Consider the following 19,603-nt stretch of genomic DNA (forward strand, 5'->3'; position numbering starts at 1 on the left):
AAATATAAAGGAAAAATTTGTAGAATATTTTCATTATTTAACAGAATAATCTTTCAATTTTAAAGAAAAAGAAATACAATATGAGGAAGTATATATAAATAATATGATAGGGGATGGGATGCGATATTTTGAATGAAGTAACAGTTTTTATATAAGAAATAATTAGGTAGTCAGAACGGAGATATTTGGGAGGAAACAAGCGAGATGAAAACATTTTTGAAAATAATAGGTGTTATAGCTGGTATGGCGGTAATTGGAGTAGGTTTAACATATGGTATGCTGCATTATTTAAATAATAGTAAACCAGCTGCGAAAAAGGCATCACCAGCTGCTCCAGCAGTAGAAGTATTAGCTGATAGTAACGTAAAAGCAGAAGATGCAAAGCTTTTAGAAAATGGAAATTATTCATTGCCGAATAGTGGTTTTAATAAAAATTTTAAATGGACAGATGAGAACATACAGACAGCATTACATGAAATGGCACATCAAAAAGCGAAAGCTGATCAAAAGTGGGGCTATATTTTTATTACACAAGAGCGGATTGAAAGCTTAATTGATATTGTAAAGAGTAATGATCTTGTACAGGGAAGTACATATGTAGAAATTTTAGAACGATGGAAACAAGGGAAATATGAAAAGGTTGATGGGGATCATAATAAGATTTGGAAATTACAAAGTGGGAATTTAGGAGAAGGAAAAGGAGTAATGTCGGAAGCTGAGCAAAAAGAATTAATTAATCAAGTGTTTATGAACAAAGGTACATATTCAGGTAGTAAATTAATTGCAGGTGGGGGACAGACTAATAAATAGTATACTAATTAATGAAAGAGAGTAATTGCTTATTAGGCAATTACTCTTTTTCTATGTACGTCTTAATATTTTAGTCTCGTTCAAGTAAGGAAAGGAACGATTGTAATACCGGGGAAATCCATCTAGATTTATGATAGATTACATAACTTTGAATAACTGTTGGAGTTTCGATAGGTTGAAAACATAGTTGTCCTTTTTGGCAACTTTCTTGTACAACGATATAAGGAAGAATTGAAATGCCTAACTCACACATAACGGATTGTTTAATAACTTCAACATTGGAAGTTTCAAATGTTTTAGCTGGAATATTTCCACTTTGACGTAAAAAACGATCTACCATTGGCCTATAGCCGCAGCTTTGTTCTGTAAAAATGAACTGGGTGTCTTGTAATAACTGGAATGGATTTGTATGCGCAGAGGAATAAGATGGTAAAATCCATCCAAATGTTTCATTACTAAAAGTACGCGTAATAAAATCATTATGTTCTATACTTTCTCCAATTATGAAGACAACGTCTGTTTCTCCTTCACGTAATTTTTGTAATGCTTGTTCATTTGTGTTTGTTTCAAGTACGATATTTACTTTTGGATTTTTCTGTTTGTAAGTACGTAATAATTGTGGTAATCGGTATACCGCTAATGATTCATTAGATGTAATACTTAATGTACCTTCTAAATAATCTTTATTTTGGGGGATTTCTCGCGCTTTTTCATATATTGAAAGTAATTCTAATGCATAAGGATGAAATTGATGACCTGCTTTTGTAAGTAGCACTTTTTTCCCTAACCGATCGAAAAGAGGAATATGTAAATCGTTCTCTAAAGCTTTCATATGTGCTGTAACAGTAGATTGCGCATAACCTAGCGCATGCGCAGCCTTAGAAAAATTACCATACTTCACAATGGCGCAAAATGTTTTAACATGTCTCATTTCCATAAGCGATCCCTCTTTTATTATCATGATTTGTGAATGATTATATCATGTATTTTAATTTTCCAAATGATTAAATTCTGTATAAAATTAAATTGTAGAAATATTCATTCAGGTGATATTGGAGGAGAAAAGATGAAAAAAAAGGGCTATCATGTAGCTGTTGTTGGGGCTACAGGTGCGGTAGGGCAAAAAATTATTGAACTGTTAGAGAATGAAATGAAGTTTAATATAGTTGAAGTTACATTGCTTTCGTCAAAACGATCCGCTGGTAAGAAAGTAAGATTCAAAGGACGAGAGATAATTATAAAAGAGGCAAAAACAACTAGCTTTGAAGGTGTAGATATTGCCTTTTTTAGCGCTGGGGGAGAAGTATCTAGACAATTTGTAACTCATGCAGTTTCTAGTGGTGCGATTGTAATTGATAACACAAGTGAGTACCGAATGGCACAAGGTGTACCGCTCGTTGTTCCGGAAGTGAATGCGCATACTTTAAAGCAGCATAAAGGTATCATTGCAGTTCCAAATTGTTCAGCATTACAGATGGTAACAGCACTTCAGCCGATTCGAAAATCATTCGGTTTAGAAAGAATTATCGTTTCAACATATCAAGCCGTATCGGGTTCTGGCATTCATGCGATTCATGAATTACAAGAGCAGGCTAAGTCTATGCTTGCTGGTGAAGAAGTGAAAAGTAATATATTACCGGCGAAAAAAGATAAAAAACATTACCCAATAGCGTTTAATGTACTGCCTCAAGTAGATATATTTACAGACAATGATTTTACTTTTGAAGAAGTAAAAATGATTCAAGAAACGAAGAAAATATTAGAAGATGAAAACCTGAAAATGGCAGCTACTTGTGTACGTGTTCCAGTTGTATCAGGGCATTCAGAATCGGTTTATATAGAACTGGAAAAAGACGCAACCGTTACGGAAATTAAGGAAGTATTAATGGATGCACCAGGTGTTATTTTGCAGGATAACCCTAGTAAACAGCTGTATCCAATGCCATTATATGCAGAAGGGAAAATAGATACATTTGTCGGAAGAATACGTAAAGATCCTGATATGCCAAACGGATTCCACCTCTGGATTGTTTCTGATAACCTATTAAAAGGTGCGGCTTGGAATTCAGTTCAAATCGCAGAGACTTTAGTAGAAAAGGGAATACTTTAATCTAGTTTGAAAAACCGGGGAATCGATAATCATTTTCCGGTTTTTATCCCGCTATTTGCTGGGCAGTAAGACCCCCACTGATTAAAGCTTCACTTTATTTAATAATTGTTTTCTTTATTTCGCCCAACTTTAATTTAAATTAGTCGTTATTGAACTTTTACAAATATCTACTTTATGTGCAGTGAAGCGTAAGGTTTTGGATTCTGCATGAATTGTTAGGTTAATAATAATCGATAACGGCATTTCGCCCATTTTCACAATATCTTCTATAGCAATATACTCATTTTCTGCTTCGTTATAATAAACAACAGAACGAATTACTGCCTCGTTATTTTCAATGTCAATTTCAAACATCATAGGGAATTTTTCACCATTATGTAAGAATAGTTTGCCTAGTACGATTGAACCGTTTAGCTCCTCTGTAAAATTAGTAGTTGCTGCTGGTTTTACCCATGTTTCGTCATGTTCTTCGTTTTCCTCTTCATCTATTGCCCATTCCCAAATGGGGTTTTGTTTTAGGTCTTCAATAGTTAATTCATCAATTGGTTTGCAATTGCTCATACATAAATTCTCCTTTTGCTTTGATAAATAAGTTTCTTAGTTTCATGAATTAGATGATTGCTTATAAGTGGGGACAATGTATTGTTTTTGTTTATCGGATGTCAAATCACTTTATTTTGGAACTCTATTATTACCATAATCTTAACAAGGCAATTATCAGTTAGCAAATAATCATTAGTTGAGAGTTTTGATGAGGTCTGATGTGAAGGAAAGATAGTGAAAAACAACAGGAATGAATAAAAGTTCTTTAGTACTATGTGGTATAATATGGTAGTGTAAAGAGTGCGTTTATACAGGAGGGATTACCAATGCTAAAAGTTATGTTACCATTTGTTCTTATCTTTTTTCTTGTTATTGCGATGTATATTGCTTATCAAAAGAGAAAAAAATCTGGGATAAAAGGATTGAAAAGTGCGTTAACTTCTATTTGCTTCTTTTTACTCGCAATCTTAAATATGTTTGCATATTGGTTTCATTTTGGCGGTGCTTTTACTTGGTTATTTTCAATTGTATTATTGCTAGTTGGTGCATATTTTACAAAATATATTCCAATATCTAAAAAGGTACATTAAAATTTATAAGAGTTTAATATAATGTTTACTTTGTTTTGAAAAGAGATTATTCTACTAGATCGTTGTGAAACGGTTTCATAGGATAATCTCTTTTGTTTAGTTTTGGAAAGAACGTACTGTACTTTTTAGTTGCTCAATAAATTCTCGAGTTGCAGCACACATATATTTATCTTTTCTATAAATTAGCCCTATTTCAATTGTTGGAGTAGGGTTTTCTATTTTAATAGCTTGAATGTTTTTATTTTGTAAAAAGTCTATATATGGTTTGGGTAACACTGTAATTCCCATTCCTTTGGAAACCATTTGGATTAAAGATTCCATCGTGCTAATTTCTAAAATTGGTCTTGGTTTAAAGTTGAATTTTTGACAATGAGATGTAATTAGTTCGGTTAAAAAGAAATTTTTAGGTAAAAGAATTAAAGGGTAGTTCTGTAATTCAGCAATAGATACATGATTACGTTCAGCTAATCGATGACCAGTTGGCACGACTAATGTAAGATCGCTTTTGTATAGAGGGATAGAGATAATCTCTTTATCTTGCACCGGCAGAAATGTAATTCCAATATCTAGTTCGTTTCGTAATAATTTTTCACGAATATCTCCTGTGCGAAGCCCTAATACAGAAAGCTCTATATTGGGATATAAATTATTGAAATTTAAAATAGCTGGTGGTAGTAAATAATTTACGACGGTTAACAAAGCCCCTATTGTTAAGGAACCTTGCTGTAATCCGTTTAGATCTTGAATAGCTGAACGAGCTTGTTCGACTTCATGAAAAATGGTTTTACTATGTGATAATAAAATCTTCCCTGCTTCAGTTAAAGATATTTTTTTACCAATTCGATCGAAAAGTGGCATTCCTACTTCATGCTCTAATGCACGTATTTGTTGACTTAGTGAAGGCTGTGAAATATTTAATTTCTCAGCTGCTTTTGTGAAATGTAATTCTTTTGAAACAGCTAAAAAGTATTCAAGTTGTCGTAATTCGATTGGAATCACCTCAAGTATAATAATAGGTTATACCTATCATTATTATATAAATAATTGAATTGAACAATGATTTTAAAGGTTTTATAATCATCTTTATATAGCAGAGAGGGTTGTAAAAATTAATTGAGAGAAAATACATGTAACACCTTTAAAGGAGGAAATAGAATGGCTAATGAATATCAATTATTATCTTTAAATATAGGATTACCAAAAGAGGTTACATACGGTGGAAAGGTAATTCATACAGGCATAAATAAGAAACAAGTAAAGGAACCGGTATATTTATCCTTTGTAAAATTTAATGGGGATGGACAAGCTGACTTAGTTCATCATGGAGGAGTAGATAAAGCAGTTTGTGTTTATACTGGTGATCACTATCCATACTGGGAAAAAGAATTGAATCAAGATCTTGTATATGGGGCTTTCGGAGAAAATATAACAGTTAGTGGTATGAGCGAAGAGGATGTTTGTATTGGTGATACGTTTGAGCTAGGACAGGCAATCGTACAGGTAACACAACCAAGGCAACCTTGTTTTAAATTAGCAAAAAAATATAATATTCCAAAGTTACCACTATATTTTCAAGAAACAGGATATACAGGATTTTATTTTCGTGTATTAAAAGAAGGATGGGTATCATCAGTCGACACCTTAAAAAGACTACAGTCTGATCCAAAAGGTGTTTCAGTAGCATTCGCTAACCGTATTATGCATAAGGAAAAACAAAATATTGAAGGGGTAAAAAGGATATTAGAAGTAAATGCACTTTCAAATAGTTGGAGAAAGTCTTTTGAAAAGCGTATAAGTGGAGAAGAAATTAATACGAAGGAAAGACTTGAAGGGATAAAAGAATAAAAATATTTTATTATAAATAGTGTATTTCTATTAGTAAAAGCTAATTAGAAAGCGCTATTTTTATAAAATAAACTAATTAATATCCGAAAATCTTAATATTTTTTTATTCGACTTATTTTCAAATAGTCGAAACATAAAATTAATTAGACTTTTTTTTTATGTTTTATGATAGTATATTGATTGGTAAGACCTCTATTTTTAAGAGTAGGTCATATAAGTATATCTAATTTAATGGAATTTAACATTTGGAGGTACAACATGGGGAATGTTGAAAAATTGGCAAGTCTTCTAATAGAAGAACCGAAAAGAGAGCAGTTATTTCCTTTATTTGAAGAAGTGTTTGGAATTACAACTCAAACATTGAATGATTTTTCGGATAAAGGATATTGGGATGATACATATAAAGCTTTATCATTTTTACAAGAAGATAAAGTGATTGCAAATGTTGCGGCATTTTCACTCCCATTATTAATTAATGGTGAAAAAATAAATGCGGCGGGTATTCAATCAGTAATGACACACCCTAATTTCCGTAGACAAGGGCTAATGACACAATTAATGAGTAAAATGATAGAAGAAATTGATAAGAAATGTGAATGTGCATTATTGTTTACGGAAAAACCTGAACTATATACAGCATTTGGATTTAAAGTTGTGCAGGAATATTTGATGACTATACCATATGATAAAAATATTAATAATAACCATTCACTACTTAAAAAGTTAGATTTCTATAATATAGAGAATAGACAGTTAATACATGAAACGATTGATAGTAGCCAAAGACTTTCAAATAGTTTTTCAACTTTAAACTTCCATCCTTCATTTTATTTGAATATGTATGATTCGGAATGGAATGAGAAATTGTATTATTCAGAGAAACTAGATGCTTTAATCGTTTATGAAGTAGACAATGAAAAGTTGAAATTATTTGGAGTATTTGCGCCAGTACTTCCGGTTTTAGATGAATTATGTGGAGAAATCAATGAAAGGTTTACGGAAATCGAATTTTATTTTTCACCGGATCAATTAGGGGTTGAGGATGTACAGTTTACAGAATTACAGTCTAGCAAGTATTTAATGGTTCGAAGTGATAAAGAGTTAGATTTTAAAGGTTATAAATTCCCAGTATTAGCGGAGTTTTAAATGTCTATATAAATGCTTTATTATGGAGGAGCTATGAATATATCATATATACCAGAACGTATTGAGCAACTCACTATAATGAATGTACCTGAATACTATAAAATTAATGATAATCATGCGTTTATTGTCCGTTCGAAAGCAGAAACCGATTTTTGGCTTAAAACACATTATGGTTTTGAAGTAATGAATGGTCATGTATTTTATAATGAGATGATGACAGACTTTCAAGCTGAAGTTCAGTTACGTATGAATCCAAATTCAAAATTCGATCAAGCAGGTCTTTTTGTTATGATTTCGGAGAACTGTTGGCTAAAAACATCTTTAGAATATATCCCTGAAGGGCCATCTCACTTAGGTGCTGTCGTAACGAATAATGGATATTCTGATTGGTCAACGCAAGATTATCCAACAGAAGCAGCTAAGCAACAACTTCGTTTTCGAATTATTCGAAAACGCGGTGATTATACAATATATGTGAAAAAGAGCCATCAATGGGAACAAATAAGAATCGCTCATTTAATGGAGGATATAGGGAGTGAGCCTATTAAAATAGGTTTTTACACGTGTAGTCCTTCTAAAAATAATGGATTTGAGACTGAGTTTTTAAATTTTACAATTGAAGAATTATAGATGAAAAACCGTATTCTTTTCATTAAGAATGCGGTTTTTGTATTTACATAATATAAAGCATATGTATTGACCAGAAAGTCATTAATACTTATCATTTAATAATGTTAAATATTAATTTGCATAATATAATAAAAGTAATGAAGAAATTACAAAAAATATCGCTTAAATAAGGAGGGATATGAATTATTCAGTGGTAATTTCATGGGAAAAGGAGATTATGTATGAAATCATTTCGTAAGTTATTACAGTATTTAAAACCATACATGTTCTTCGCTATTATTGGACCGCTATTTATGGTACTTGAGGTTGCGATGGACTTAATTCAACCGACTATTATGCAACATATCATTGATGTTGGGATTGCAAATCGGGATTTAAATTATGTAATAAAAATGGGGCTTCTTATGATAGGAGCAGCAGCACTCGGTTTAGTTGGAGGGCTTGGGTGTATGATGTATTCTACAAAAGCAGCTGTTAATTTCGCTACTGACATACGAAAAGATGTGTTTGCGAAAATAGAAACATTTTCTAGTAATAATCGTGATTCATTTGGAACAGGTAAATTATTAACGATCGTGACGAATGATATCACTTCCATTCAATCAGCAATGACAATGACATTACGTGTTCTCGTTCGTGGTCCACTGTTATTTATGGGAAGTATAATTATTGTTTTTGTAACAGCAAGAGAGTTATTTCCAATATTACTTGTAGTTGTTCCGATTTTATTACTTGCGATTATTTTAATTGCAAGTAAAGCAAGTGGTACATTTAAAAAGGTGCAAGAGGCATTGGACAAAGTGAATACAAAGTTACAAGAAAATTTATCTGGTGTACGTGTTATAAAAGCGTATGTAAGACAAAAATACGAAATCGCCCAATTTGGAAATGTAAATACAAATTTAACGAAGATAAATATTCGAGCTGTGCAACTTATTTCTTTAATGATGCCAATCATTATGCTAGTTGTAAGTGGCGGGATTGTCGCAACATTATGGATTGGTGGAGAAAAAGTATTCAATGGAACGCTTCAAGTAGGAGCGATTTTGGCATTTATTAATTACTTGAATATCATTTTAATGTCACTTATGTCGATTAGCATGGTATTTATTCAAATTGCGCGAGCTTTTCCATCTGCGGATCGTGTACAGCAAGTGTTAAATACCGAGGTTGATATTATAAGCGCAGCTAATGCAATCGAACCTGAGAAAATCGAGGGGAATATCGAATTTAAAAATGTTAGTTATAGCTATACGAAAAATAATGAATACGTTTTAAAGGATATTTCGTTTAGCATACAAAAAGGTGAAAAAGTAGGGATTATTGGATCAACTGGAAGTGGTAAATCTACCTTAGCGAAACTGTTACCACGTCTATATGATGTGGATCAAGGTGAAATATGTATAGATGGAATAGATGTTAAAACATATGATTTGCAAAAACTCCGTGCTTCAATAGGGTTTGTACCTCAGAAGGCTTTGTTGTTCTCAGGTAGTATAGAAGAGAATTTACGTTATGGTAAAGAAAATGCAACACATGATGAGCTGGAAGTAGCAGCTGCATCAGCTTGTGCGACTGAGTTTATCAATAAGCTGGAAGAATCTTATCGATATAATTTAACACAAGGTGCGACAAATCTATCAGGTGGACAAAAACAACGTGTATCAATTGCAAGGGCACTTGTGAGAAAACCACCGATTCTCATATTAGATGATTCTACATCAGCAGTTGATGCAAAATCAGAGGCTACTATTCAAACAGCTTTAAAAACAAAATATAAAGGCACAACGACATTATTAATCGCGTCCAAAATTTCTTCCATAATGGATGCGGATAAAATACTTGTATTAGATAATGGTGAATTAGTTGGCAATGGTACACATGAACAATTGTTAGAACGAAGTGAGGTTTATCAGGAAATTTATCTTTCCCAAGGTGGTAATTTGCATAAAGAAGGTGGGGAAGAACATGCGTAATTTTCAAGGGCAATTTGCTAATAAAGGTGGACGAAACACACCGAAGATGGGAAAAGCTAAAAATGCCCAAGGAACTGTAATGCGGATATGGAACTATATGGGCTATCAAAAAGCTGCTCTAATGTTTGTTATATTTCTAGTCGTTGTTACTACTTTACTTGGATTATTAGGTCCCTATTTTATGGGAGTCATTATAGATCAATATATTGTACCGAAAGATTTAAGTGGTACAGCAAGAATGTGTATGTTACTTATCGCGATTTACGGTGTAACTGTACTTTTAACATGGTTACAAACATTTGTCATGATTAACGTTGCATTAAAAACAATTCAAAAAATACGACAAGATATTTTTGAGAAAATCCAAACGCTTTCTTTACGGTTCTTTGATGTGCGTTCTCAAGGTGATTTAATGAGCCGTGTGACAAATGATATAGATAATTTGAACCAAGCTTTGACACAAAGTGTTGTACAAATTATTTCATCAGCGCTAACTTTTATAGGTGTAACGATTGCGATGTTCGCCTTAAATTGGATTTTAGCAATTGTAACTTTAATTACAGTACCTATTATGTTTTACGTTACAAAAAAACTAGTTGCATATAGTGGTAAAAACTTTGCGAAGCGTCAAAAAGATTTAGGTGAATTAAATGGATTTATTGAGGAAGCAATTACAGGTGCGGATGTTACGACGTTGTATGGAAAAGAAAAAGAAACTGTACAAAATTTCAATAAAATTAATGAACAGCTAAGAGTTTCAGCTACGAAGGCTGATACATTTTCAGCTTTTATTTTTCCAAGTATGAACTTTATTAATAACTTAGGTATGGGGCTTGTCATTGGGACTGGATCAGTTATGGTCTTAAACGGAATGACAACAGTAGGTGTTATTGCGGCTTTTATTAATTATTCTCGTCAATTCTCAAGACCGTTAAGTCAATTTGCGACTTTAATGAATACAATTCAAGCGGCAGTTGCTGGTGGAGAACGTGTTTTTGAGATTATGGATGAGGTACCAGAAATTCAAAATAAAAAAGACGCATTTGTTGTACAAAATTTACAAGGGCATGTTGCACTTGAGAATGTTTCATTTGGCTATGCAGAGAATAAAACGATTTTAAAAGAAGTGAGTCTTAAAGCGCAGCCAGGAGAGACAATTGCTTTAGTTGGCCCGACTGGATCAGGGAAAACAACAATCATTAATTTGTTAACTCGCTTTTACGATATACAACAAGGACAAATTCATATTGATGGAAAAGATATAAAAGATTATGATATTAATTCTTTACGAAGTAAAATAGGAGTAGTTTTACAGGATACGTATTTATTTGCTGGTTCGATTATGGACAATATCCGTTATGGACGCTTAGATGCTACTGATGAAGAAGTTATCACTGCAGCTAAGGCAGCATCTGCACATTCTTTTATTAAGCATTTGCCAAATCAATATGAAACAGAAATTGCTTCAGAAGGATCGAATTTAAGTCAAGGACAAAAACAACTTCTTGCGATTGCACGAGCAATTTTAGCAGATGCAGATATATTAATTCTCGATGAAGCGACATCTAATATTGACACAAGAACAGAATTACAAATACAAGCAGGGCTAAATAATTTAATGAGAGGTCGCACAAGTTTTGTGATCGCTCACCGACTTAAAACAATTGAAAAAGCAGATCAAATCCTTGTTATAAAGGATGGAAGAATTTTAGAAAGAGGGAATCATGAGTCTCTTATGGAAGATAGAGGGTTTTATTTTGATCTGTATACGAGTCAGTTTAAAATATAGTAAAAACATTGATATGTTGCGGTTTCTCTTGAGAGGAGAAACCGCATTTTTTATATTTGTAAATATTACTATTCAAATGGTTTTTCACTACATATTTTAACAGCATCCTCCTGCATTCCAGGCAAAACATGTGAATAGCGATTTAATGTTATGAACATATCTTTATAACTGAATTGTTCACTTACAGTCTTTAGATGTATACCTTGTTTCAAAAGTAGCGTAGCATGTGTATAACGTAAATCATAAAATCGAACCTTAAAAATCGGAATTTAAATAAAAAGAGCGCTGTTAAAAGCGCTCTGAGACAAACTATATATTTAGAGAGGAATCAAGATAATATATGGATATTGTTTGAGAATGTTGTAGGTTTTAATTAAAAATAAAGCACACATATAAGTGTGCTTTTATGAACGCTTTAGATTTGTATGACTATATAGTCAACATACAATAAAATATGCTTGTTTGATATAAATGTGTGTCAAATCTATAAAAATATATTTTAGTGTGTATAAGGAACATTAAATGTTAGTTAGCCAAGTCTTTTGTTTTTATCCCGCATTAACGGGCAACCCAATTGGTGAGGGCTAATAATCATGGGGGGATGAACTAAACCCCAATGATTAAAGTTTCACCTTATTAACGAATTTGTGCAACTGTTAACGCTGCAGAACGAATATCTACTGTACCTATTACTTCAACGGGGACAATTTGAATTAGATCACCTGGGTTTAAGTTAATTAGAATGACGCCACTTGATACATCGACTTCACCAGTTCCAATAATATTAGAACGGACTGCGGTTCCGGATCCTGCAATAACATTAGTCGATGAATTTAATGTCAAGAAAAAGCGTGCTGCTTCTGGGGCTACTGGAACGTTATCAAGACTAATCGTTAATGTATAGCTAATTTGATAAATACCAGCTACTTGAATTTTAATACCAGTTCCAGTACTAATTGTATCATTGATTACAGGGACAGTAATGTTAGGATTTGGGCCTGTACTAGGTAATAGTAGTGGTGTAAATAATGTTGCAAATTGAGGTGAAGTAGCATTGAAGGCAAAACCTAGGGCAGGTAGTGTACTAGGTGCTTGTGCTTCACAATTAAAATTAGCGAATTTACGAATGGATGAGCGCATATTTTCACTCCTTTCTTGTATTTAGATTTCGTGAGTATTAACTTCACATTTTGGACAAGCATAATACAATATATGAAAATTTATAGTAGATAGTGCACAAGCGTTACTATTACGGATAAAGCTATGAATAATAATAAATACAATATGGAAAAAGCAGTTAGCTAATTTAGCTAACTGCTTAGTCGATTCTCCAAGAGCAAATAGACGAAAAATTATTGCGCTATATAAAAGATCACTATAGATAAGTGCTCTTTTTGAGAGTGAGTATAAATTTCTATCATTCTATCTAGTATTTGCACTGTATTATGTAGTTGCTACTAAAATTGATGTGAATTTTTAAAATTAGAGGTTTCTTTTAATGAAACCTCTAAAAAGACAACTAAAGTTACGTTATAGTAAATTCAATTGCGATAGGAGTGCCTCCATCTAGGACTGCTCCTCCTACAATAGTAGCAGCTGTAGTAGTCACACCAGTAATAGTATCACCTGTTTGAATAACACCATTAATATAAAGTGTTAAAAAGGCATAAGAAGCAGGGAATGTTGTTACAGCACCAGTGTCATCAGTGAAGTCTGTGTTAGCAAAAGTTAAATCTGCTCCAGCAGCAGTTCCTGTTGCTGCTGTACTTACAAATCGTCTTCCAGCTATAAAAGGTTTAACGATAGGCATTTATGTTCACCCCTTTTTGAAAATTAACTCGGACAAGTGTTTTGAAAGTTTTGTCCTGTATCGTATAATATGCTGTGCTTCTACTAAGAGATACGGCTTGTATACTAGTAAATAAGTATAATTATTATGCGTTTTATAAGTTAGGTTCTTATAAGTAATTAGTAATTAAGTGGTTAAGGTTGGATTTTGTATATGGTATGTTTATGTAAAAAAAAGAGAGCTCTTTTAGAAAGAGCTCTTAATCAAATTATTATCTTAGTGTTGGAGGGAGACTGGCGGCCTCAGTGACAGATGGTAAAAATAATTTCCGTGGTATTGTAATAAATTCAAGCGCAATTTGCTTTGGATAAAAAAGTATTTGAGTTAAATCTAGAGCATGTATTAATAGTATCATGAAGCTTGTAAGAATGATAAAACTACCCCAAAAGAAACTTTTTGAAGTGTTGCGAAAATCTTTTATTAAAGAAAAGAATGAAAAAAATGTGGTAACAATGAGAATGAAAAATTTATACTTATCAGCCATTGTAATCCTCCTAAAGAACAGTAATTTATATTATACCGTATTTTTCAATATTATTATAAAAAGATTTTAAAGTGAATAATAAAAAAAAATAAAGCCATAACTTAAAACATTAGTTTAGGTTCTATTGTTTGAATTCTTTGTTTTAGAAGGTATATAATCTGAATTTGAAAATTTTCCAAATGAATTACCATTTTTTATTTCTGATCCAACATCAAGTGCTTAATGAAATGGTATGAAAGATTATAGGCTAGTGATACGAGATTAAATAAGAGGAATTTGCGTACAGCAAGAGTTCTAGCTCAGATTTCTACTAGAGAAAAGTATTTAGTTGGAGTTGGTATGTTAATAAAAAACGGATAGATGTCGAAACTAAATATTCATGACATTAAGGACAAAGATCAGGAAATATAATTTGGTATTCTGGGAATAACCGGAGATCCGTAGTTAAGGTTGCATAGTATTTGTATTTTTTTTCTAATTTTTCAATTGTTGTTAAGTGATGAGAACCTAATCCACGTCGTACACTATGTTGAGAAAGAGTCGGCCCAATTTGTAATTTTCGTTTTTTCATTGGATCGTTCCATGGACTGTAAAAAAATTTAAAAATAAAAGCAGGTTCCATGTAAATGCTATAAGGATAATGCGAGCCATGTCTCCCGACTCTATAGTTGCCGTGCGAATTATTGTGAATTAATCTACCGTTAAGATATAGTTGATTTGGATTAGGTTGAATTATTATGCCGTGATAACGTTGTTTAACAAGCGGAGAGCTATATCTTGGATTAGTGTAGCCATAAGTCGGTTCATCAATCATCATAATCATTCTTATTGAAAACATATTGCCGCCCATAGTGCTAAGTGATTTAAAAAATTGTTCTTTATTATAACAGCACAGGAATTCTGTCGTATTCAATACCATTTTCCATCCTGTAATTTCTCTTTCAATTTCCATAACTTCTTGATCAACTAAATAAGCATCAAATTCGAGTGATTTTGAGTTTCGTATTTCCCAATTAGGAGCGAATGTTTTACAGATTTCAACTGAACGATCAGTGGATCCACGATTAATAAGAATGCCATGATCAAATAGCTTTGTATGGTGCATTAACCACCATGGAAGTAAATATTCTTCATTGTAAAAATGAGAAATTAAAGTAGTCTTAATCAAAATCACCTCCGTATTTAACCTGCTTCTTATTTAATATGATATGGAAGGAAACCTATTGTTAGAAGGTTTCCTCTTAAAAGTTTTAAACCACATAGGGTATGTGGATGGATTAGTATATAAAGTAGTCTGATTTTTATTTTTTGAATATAAAAAAAGACACTCAATTGAGTGTCAATATAGTATTGCTCTCGCGTATAGGATTGGAGATGTTCCTCAAATACATATTGAGATGGTCTGTAAAGAAGAAACAATCTTCATCTTTAATGTAACATCGACATGGGTGAAGTGTAAATTGATAATATATATACGGAAAATTTAGTATAGATGTTTTCTACTATGGATATAGTAAAATTTATTTTTATTACTTAATCACTATCGTAATATTTATCAATTGAGTATTTAGATTGTTTATTATAAAAAGAATGAATCATTTTTTAATCAATTCGTATAATTGTAAGAGAGGCACCTGTTGATCCGCCTCCAACTAAATTCACGACGGATAATATACCAAATAATTGTAGTGAGATTGTATTACCAGCATTTAAATTAGTAATTAAGTTATTACTATAATTTGAAGTAGATAAAGTGGGAGAAAAAATAGAGCCAGGAATTGGCGTAGAAGCGTTTAATAGTAGTCTAGTTCCAGCAAGTAGAGCGGTTGTCGTATTAACTTGATAGGTTAAATGATATCTTCCAGTTACAGGAATTGTAAATACGTCATTTGAAGCGTTAACTGTAAAATTACCGAGACTTTGGTTATTTGCAAGTGGAATGTTTGTTCCTCCTAATACGACTGAAACAGAACCACCTGATGTATTATTAGCGAACATAGAGTTTGTTGTAACGATTGAACCAGTACTCCCGGTAGGCCCAGTACTCCCGGTAGATCCAGTATTCCCGGTAGGCCCAGTACTCCCGGTAGATCCAGTATTCCCGGTAGGCCCAGTACTCCCGGTAGATCCAGTACTCCCGGTAGGCCCAGTACTCCCGGTAGATCCAGTACTTCCGGTAGGCCCAGTAAGCCTGTAAGGGAAAATAATGTCAAGAGCCATTGACATTAGTTCCTTTTTTCTAATTTCATTATTATCTTGAATATAAATCACCTCATCTTTTTAAATAAGAATGTTATAGATTTACTACTTTTTAAATAGAATGATCAATTTATTATATTAATAATAGTGGCTATAGCAACGGTAAAATGTTTAATACATGTAATAATTATTATGAGAAGAAAAGAGAATAGTTATAAAGTTATTCTTTAATGATAAGGTCTAAATGATATGTATGAGTTAAAAAACATGTGGAATGAGGTATTAACTTGAAACGCAATGACAAATTATCATTGAATAAGGGGATGATAGGACCAGAAAATATTGGACCTACATTTCCGATTCTTCCACCAATTTATATTCCAACCGGAGCAACAGGACCAACTGGAATAACGGGACCGACCGGAGCGACGGGGATAACAGGAGCAACCGGAATAACGGGACCGACCGGAATAACGGGAGCAACTGGAGTAACCGGGCTAACCGGAATAACGGGAGCAACCGGAGCAACAGGCCCGACTGGAATAACAGGCCCGACTGGAATAACGGGGCCGACCGGAATAACAGGCCCGACTGGAATAACGGGCCCAACCGGAGAAACAGGCTCGACCGGAGCAACAGGCCCAACCGGAATAACAGGCCCAACCGGAGAAACGGGCCCGACTGGAGCAACAGGCCCAACCGGAATAACAGGCCCAACCGGAGAAACGGGGCCGACCGGAGCAACAGGCCCGACTGGAATAACGGGGCCGACCGGAGAAACGGGGCCGACCGGAATAACAGGCCCAACCGGAGCAACAGGCCCGACCGGAGAAACGGGCCCAATTGGAATAACGGGACCAACAGGAGAAACGGGACCGACTGGAATAACGGGACCAACAGGAGTAACCGGGCTAACCGGGCTAACCGGAGAAACGGGACCGACCGGAGCAACAGGCCCTACTGGGGGTATTGGTCCTATCACAACAACCAATTTGTTATATTATACTTTTGCAGATGGAGAGAAACTTATATATACAGATGCCGATGGGATACCTCAATATGGTACAACGAATATATTATCGCCTAGTGAAGTTTCATATATTAATTTATTTATTAATGGAATAATGCAACCACAGCCATTATATGAGGTGAGTACTGGTAAATTAACTTTATTGGATACTCAACCTCCATCGCAAGGATCTTCAATTATATTACAATTTATCATTATTAATTAAAAGGACAGATCCTTAATGAAAAGGAATCTGTCTTTTTTTGTTTTATATTTAAATAGTTAAAATTAAGTGAAGGTACATTCAATTTCTAGCTGTCATAAATGGTTGAATGATAGGAATTTTAACTTCAATCCTTTTCACAGTGTATTGGAATAAAATATAAAATGAATTTTTCAATATATTATATGAGAGTTCTCTATAATACAAACGGCTTCATGTTTAAAAAGAGAACACAATCTTAGTAAAGAAATAATGTATATTTATATAAAAAAATAGCACTGTTAATTGTTGAGTATATTCAAATTAATATGTGTATTTAAACCTAAGAGATAAACGTGGAAAAATAAAATAAACCCGTAAGTTTAGGTATTTAATCTAAGCAGTCAATTATTAAAAACATATAATTAATATGTGAGTCATGAACATAATTAAATAGCGTTTGTAAGTTTAATTATATTTCATGTTTCCTATTTTAAGTGAATATATAACATATTTTTTTACAACTTTATGATCCTTATAATAGGAAAAACTCAAATATAAAACAAGTAAGGAGGACATAAATGACAAACAATAATTGTTTTGGTCATAACCACTGCAATAATCCGATTGTTTTCACTCCAGATTGCTGTAACAATCCACAAACAGTTCCGATTACTAGTGAGCAATTAGGTAGATTAATTACTTTACTAAACTCTTTAATAGCGGCTATTGCAGCGTTTTTTGCAAATCCAAGTGATGCAAACAGATTAGCTTTACTCAATTTGTTTACTCAACTATTGAACTTACTAAATGAATTAGCACCTTCCCCAGAAGGGAATTTCTTAAAACAATTAATTCAAAGTATTATTAATTTACTACAATCTCCTAACCCAAATCTAAGTCAATTACTTTCTTTATTACAACAATTCTACAGTGCTCTTGCACCATTCTTCTTCTCTTTAATTATTGACCCTGCAAGTTTACAACTTTTATTAAACTTATTAACTCAATTAATTGGTGCTACTCCAGGAGGCGGAGCAACAGGTCCAACAGGTCCAACAGGTCCAGGAGGCGGAGCAACAGGTCCAACAGGTCCAACAGGTCCAGGAGGCGGAGCGACAGGTCCAACAGGCCCAACAGGAGCGACAGGTCCAGCAGGTACTGGTGGAGCAACAGGTTTAACAGGAGCAACAGGTTTAACAGGAGCAACAGGCTTAACAGGAGCGACAGGCCCAACGGGAGCAACAGGTTTAACAGGAGCAACAGGTTTAACAGGAGCAACAGGCTTAACAGGAGCGACAGGTCCAACAGGAGCAACAGGTCCAACAGGAGCAACAGGTTTAACAGGAGCAACAGGTTTAACAGGAGCAACTGGTGCAACTGGTGGCGGAGCTATTATTCCATTTGCTTCAGGTACAACACCATCTGCGTTAGTTAACGCGTTAATAGCTAATACAGGAACTCTTCTTGGATTTGGATTTAGTCAGCCTGGTGTAGCTTTAACTGGTGGAACAAGTATCACATTAGCATTAGGTGTAGGTGATTATGCATTTGTAGCACCACGCGCAGGGGTTATTACGTCATTAGCTGGTTTCTTTAGTGCAACAGCTGCATTAGCTCCATTATCACCTGTTCAAGTGCAAATACAAATATTAACTGCACCTGCAGCAAGCAATACGTTTACAGTACAAGGCGCACCTCTTTTATTAACACCAGCATTTGCCGCAATAGCGATTGGTTCTACAGCATCAGGAATCATACCTGAAGCTATTCCAGTAGCAGCTGGGGATAAAATACTGTTATATGTTTCATTAACAGCAGCAAGTCCAATAGCTGCAGTTGCTGGATTTGTAAGTGCAGGTATTAATATCGTTTAATTTGTTACAATGTTTAGTAGGAAATTAAACAGGGGTTTGTATATAGTCCTTCCTAATAAATTTAGGAAGGACTATATTTTTTGAGGAAATAAGTAATAAATCAATTGAATAATTACTCTTTATTAAGTTCGTATAAAAAAGTATAATTTACCCTTTCTCATTTAAGGCATAAGTTATGTAACTTTAAAAATTTCCGATCAGCAAAAAAAGATGAATTCTTTTAAAAAAGAATTCATCCATAAAATAAACTATTTATTTTTATTGCAGTTACATCCTTTTTTCTTTACATAGCCTTGCTCGGCTAAGTCTCTTTGCGATTGGGAATTGGAAGATTGAGAATTGGAAGATTGAGAATTGGAAGATTGAGAGGATGCTGAAGAGCTACTATTTTTATTATAAGAGTAGTTTTTTCGATAGTTATAATTACTCATAGTACTATCACCTCCAATTTAATATATAAATATTATATGTATGTACACTATCAATTGTTACTATTTTTAATAGGAAGAGAAGATACAATAAAAAAATCTCCTCGGTATTTTCC

19 protein-coding genes are annotated in these 19,603 nt (G+C 33.5%); 10 read left to right on the top strand and 9 right to left on the bottom strand.

Features of this window, described 5'->3' with window-relative positions:
• Positions 1 to 204: 204 nt before the first annotated feature.
• Positions 205 to 810 carry a PRK06770 family protein gene (locus tag NST27_RS11525; protein ID WP_000846982.1) on the top strand — a complete coding sequence of 202 codons (606 nt, stop codon included), beginning with the start codon at positions 205 to 207 and terminating at the stop codon, positions 808 to 810.
• A 70-nt stretch (positions 811 to 880) separates the two neighbouring features.
• Here the strand turns inward: NST27_RS11525 and NST27_RS11530 are convergent, their stop codons facing one another.
• Entirely contained in the window at positions 881 to 1,747 is an 867-nt protein-coding gene (locus tag NST27_RS11530; RefSeq protein ID WP_000425904.1) for a LysR family transcriptional regulator, read from the bottom strand.
• A 129-nt stretch (positions 1,748 to 1,876) separates the two neighbouring features.
• Between NST27_RS11530 and NST27_RS11535 the strand changes: the two genes are divergently transcribed.
• A complete protein-coding gene (locus NST27_RS11535; protein ID WP_000726548.1) occupies positions 1,877 to 2,920 on the top strand; it encodes an aspartate-semialdehyde dehydrogenase in 1,044 nt (347 codons plus the stop codon).
• 129 nt (positions 2,921 to 3,049) lie between these two features.
• Here the strand turns inward: NST27_RS11535 and NST27_RS11540 are convergent, their stop codons facing one another.
• Positions 3,050 to 3,481 (bottom strand): hypothetical protein, encoded by a 432-nt coding sequence (locus tag NST27_RS11540; protein ID WP_000063765.1) that lies wholly within the window; start codon positions 3,479 to 3,481, stop codon positions 3,050 to 3,052.
• A 308-nt stretch (positions 3,482 to 3,789) separates the two neighbouring features.
• Between NST27_RS11540 and NST27_RS11545 the strand changes: the two genes are divergently transcribed.
• Positions 3,790 to 4,053, top strand: coding sequence for a hypothetical protein (locus NST27_RS11545; protein WP_000921856.1), 264 nt, complete (start codon positions 3,790 to 3,792; stop codon positions 4,051 to 4,053).
• A gap of 96 nt (positions 4,054 to 4,149) precedes the next feature.
• Here the strand turns inward: NST27_RS11545 and NST27_RS11550 are convergent, their stop codons facing one another.
• Complete coding sequence (locus NST27_RS11550) at positions 4,150 to 5,052, bottom strand: LysR family transcriptional regulator (protein ID WP_000612241.1); 903 nt, start codon at positions 5,050 to 5,052, stop codon at positions 4,150 to 4,152.
• Between the two features lie 156 nt (positions 5,053 to 5,208).
• Between NST27_RS11550 and NST27_RS11555 the strand changes: the two genes are divergently transcribed.
• The 5 genes from NST27_RS11555 to NST27_RS11575 all read left to right on the top strand — a co-directional run bounded on the left by NST27_RS11555 (position 5,209) and on the right by NST27_RS11575 (position 11,439).
• Complete coding sequence (locus NST27_RS11555; protein ID WP_001262998.1) at positions 5,209 to 5,898, top strand: MOSC domain-containing protein; 690 nt, start codon at positions 5,209 to 5,211, stop codon at positions 5,896 to 5,898.
• A 258-nt stretch (positions 5,899 to 6,156) separates the two neighbouring features.
• Complete coding sequence (locus tag NST27_RS11560; RefSeq protein WP_000528676.1) at positions 6,157 to 7,044, top strand: GNAT family N-acetyltransferase; 888 nt, start codon at positions 6,157 to 6,159, stop codon at positions 7,042 to 7,044.
• Between the two features lie 33 nt (positions 7,045 to 7,077).
• On the top strand, positions 7,078 to 7,674 hold the full coding sequence (locus tag NST27_RS11565) for a DUF1349 domain-containing protein (RefSeq protein WP_001027681.1): 597 nt from the start codon (positions 7,078 to 7,080) through the stop codon (positions 7,672 to 7,674).
• 221 nt (positions 7,675 to 7,895) lie between these two features.
• The gene (locus NST27_RS11570) at positions 7,896 to 9,650 is read left to right on the top strand and encodes an ABC transporter ATP-binding protein (RefSeq protein WP_000834788.1); all 1,755 of its coding nucleotides are present in this window, start codon (positions 7,896 to 7,898) and stop codon (positions 9,648 to 9,650) included.
• On the top strand, positions 9,643 to 11,439 hold the full coding sequence (locus NST27_RS11575; protein WP_001243556.1) for an ABC transporter ATP-binding protein: 1,797 nt from the start codon (positions 9,643 to 9,645) through the stop codon (positions 11,437 to 11,439). The genes NST27_RS11570 and NST27_RS11575 overlap by 8 nt, the downstream gene beginning before the upstream one ends.
• A 636-nt stretch (positions 11,440 to 12,075) precedes the next feature.
• Here the strand turns inward: NST27_RS11575 and exsF are convergent.
• From exsF to NST27_RS11600, 5 genes are all read right to left on the bottom strand, one after another.
• A complete protein-coding gene (exsF, locus tag NST27_RS11580) occupies positions 12,076 to 12,579 on the bottom strand; it encodes an exosporium protein ExsF (protein ID WP_001257877.1) in 504 nt (167 codons plus the stop codon).
• Between the two features lie 385 nt (positions 12,580 to 12,964).
• Positions 12,965 to 13,249 carry a DUF4183 domain-containing protein gene (locus NST27_RS11585; RefSeq protein WP_001123247.1) on the bottom strand — a complete coding sequence of 95 codons (285 nt, stop codon included), beginning with the start codon at positions 13,247 to 13,249 and terminating at the stop codon, positions 12,965 to 12,967.
• Positions 13,250 to 13,499: 250 nt separating this feature from the next.
• Positions 13,500 to 13,772, bottom strand: a complete 273-nt coding sequence (locus NST27_RS11590; RefSeq protein WP_000774119.1) for a hypothetical protein — start codon at positions 13,770 to 13,772, stop codon at positions 13,500 to 13,502.
• 385 nt (positions 13,773 to 14,157) lie between these two features.
• A complete protein-coding gene (locus NST27_RS11595) occupies positions 14,158 to 14,940 on the bottom strand; it encodes a glycosyltransferase family 2 protein (protein WP_000598287.1) in 783 nt (260 codons plus the stop codon).
• 434 nt (positions 14,941 to 15,374) lie between these two features.
• On the bottom strand, positions 15,375 to 16,043 hold the full coding sequence (locus tag NST27_RS11600; protein WP_341035079.1) for a BclA C-terminal domain-containing protein: 669 nt from the start codon (positions 16,041 to 16,043) through the stop codon (positions 15,375 to 15,377).
• Positions 16,044 to 16,258: 215 nt separating this feature from the next.
• Between NST27_RS11600 and NST27_RS11605 the strand changes: the two genes are divergently transcribed.
• Positions 16,259 to 17,206, top strand: coding sequence for a DUF4183 domain-containing protein (locus NST27_RS11605; protein ID WP_061662020.1), 948 nt, complete (start codon positions 16,259 to 16,261; stop codon positions 17,204 to 17,206).
• Positions 17,207 to 17,763: 557 nt separating this feature from the next.
• Positions 17,764 to 19,059 (top strand): exosporium glycoprotein BclB-related protein, encoded by a 1,296-nt coding sequence (locus NST27_RS11610; RefSeq protein WP_016117910.1) that lies wholly within the window; start codon positions 17,764 to 17,766, stop codon positions 19,057 to 19,059.
• 248 nt (positions 19,060 to 19,307) lie between these two features.
• Here NST27_RS11610 and NST27_RS11615 read toward each other — a convergent pair whose 3' ends face one another.
• Entirely contained in the window at positions 19,308 to 19,490 is a 183-nt protein-coding gene (locus tag NST27_RS11615; protein WP_089170973.1) for a hypothetical protein, read from the bottom strand.
• Positions 19,491 to 19,603 lie beyond the last annotated feature (113 nt).

Source organism: Bacillus sp. FSL W8-0770 (genome assembly GCF_038008705.1).
In the GTDB taxonomy this organism is placed as follows: domain Bacteria; phylum Bacillota; class Bacilli; order Bacillales; family Bacillaceae_G; genus Bacillus_A; species Bacillus_A cereus.

Bases quoted from the DNA above. Each gene is read 5' to 3' on its own strand.
- NST27_RS11525 (WP_000846982.1), top strand. From the start codon at position 205: ATGAAAACATTTTTGAAAATAATAGGTGTTATAGCTGGTATGGCGGTA.
- NST27_RS11535 (WP_000726548.1), top strand. From the start codon at position 1,877: ATGAAAAAAAAGGGCTATCATGTAGCTGTTGTTGGGGCTACAGGTGCG.
- NST27_RS11590 (WP_000774119.1), bottom strand. From the start codon at position 13,772: ATGGCTGATAAGTATAAATTTTTCATTCTCATTGTTACCACATTTTTT.
- exsF (WP_001257877.1), bottom strand. From the start codon at position 12,579: ATGCGCTCATCCATTCGTAAATTCGCTAATTTTAATTGTGAAGCACAA.
- NST27_RS11555 (WP_001262998.1), top strand. From the start codon at position 5,209: ATGGCTAATGAATATCAATTATTATCTTTAAATATAGGATTACCAAAA.
- NST27_RS11585 (WP_001123247.1), bottom strand. From the start codon at position 13,249: ATGCCTATCGTTAAACCTTTTATAGCTGGAAGACGATTTGTAAGTACA.
- NST27_RS11545 (WP_000921856.1), top strand. From the start codon at position 3,790: ATGCTAAAAGTTATGTTACCATTTGTTCTTATCTTTTTTCTTGTTATT.
- NST27_RS11610 (WP_016117910.1), top strand. From the start codon at position 17,764: ATGACAAACAATAATTGTTTTGGTCATAACCACTGCAATAATCCGATT.
- NST27_RS11570 (WP_000834788.1), top strand. From the start codon at position 7,896: ATGAAATCATTTCGTAAGTTATTACAGTATTTAAAACCATACATGTTC.
- NST27_RS11565 (WP_001027681.1), top strand. From the start codon at position 7,078: ATGAATATATCATATATACCAGAACGTATTGAGCAACTCACTATAATG.
- NST27_RS11530 (WP_000425904.1), bottom strand. From the start codon at position 1,747: ATGGAAATGAGACATGTTAAAACATTTTGCGCCATTGTGAAGTATGGT.
- NST27_RS11575 (WP_001243556.1), top strand. From the start codon at position 9,643: ATGCGTAATTTTCAAGGGCAATTTGCTAATAAAGGTGGACGAAACACA.
- NST27_RS11540 (WP_000063765.1), bottom strand. From the start codon at position 3,481: ATGAGCAATTGCAAACCAATTGATGAATTAACTATTGAAGACCTAAAA.
- NST27_RS11615 (WP_089170973.1), bottom strand. From the start codon at position 19,490: ATGAGTAATTATAACTATCGAAAAAACTACTCTTATAATAAAAATAGT.
- NST27_RS11560 (WP_000528676.1), top strand. From the start codon at position 6,157: ATGGGGAATGTTGAAAAATTGGCAAGTCTTCTAATAGAAGAACCGAAA.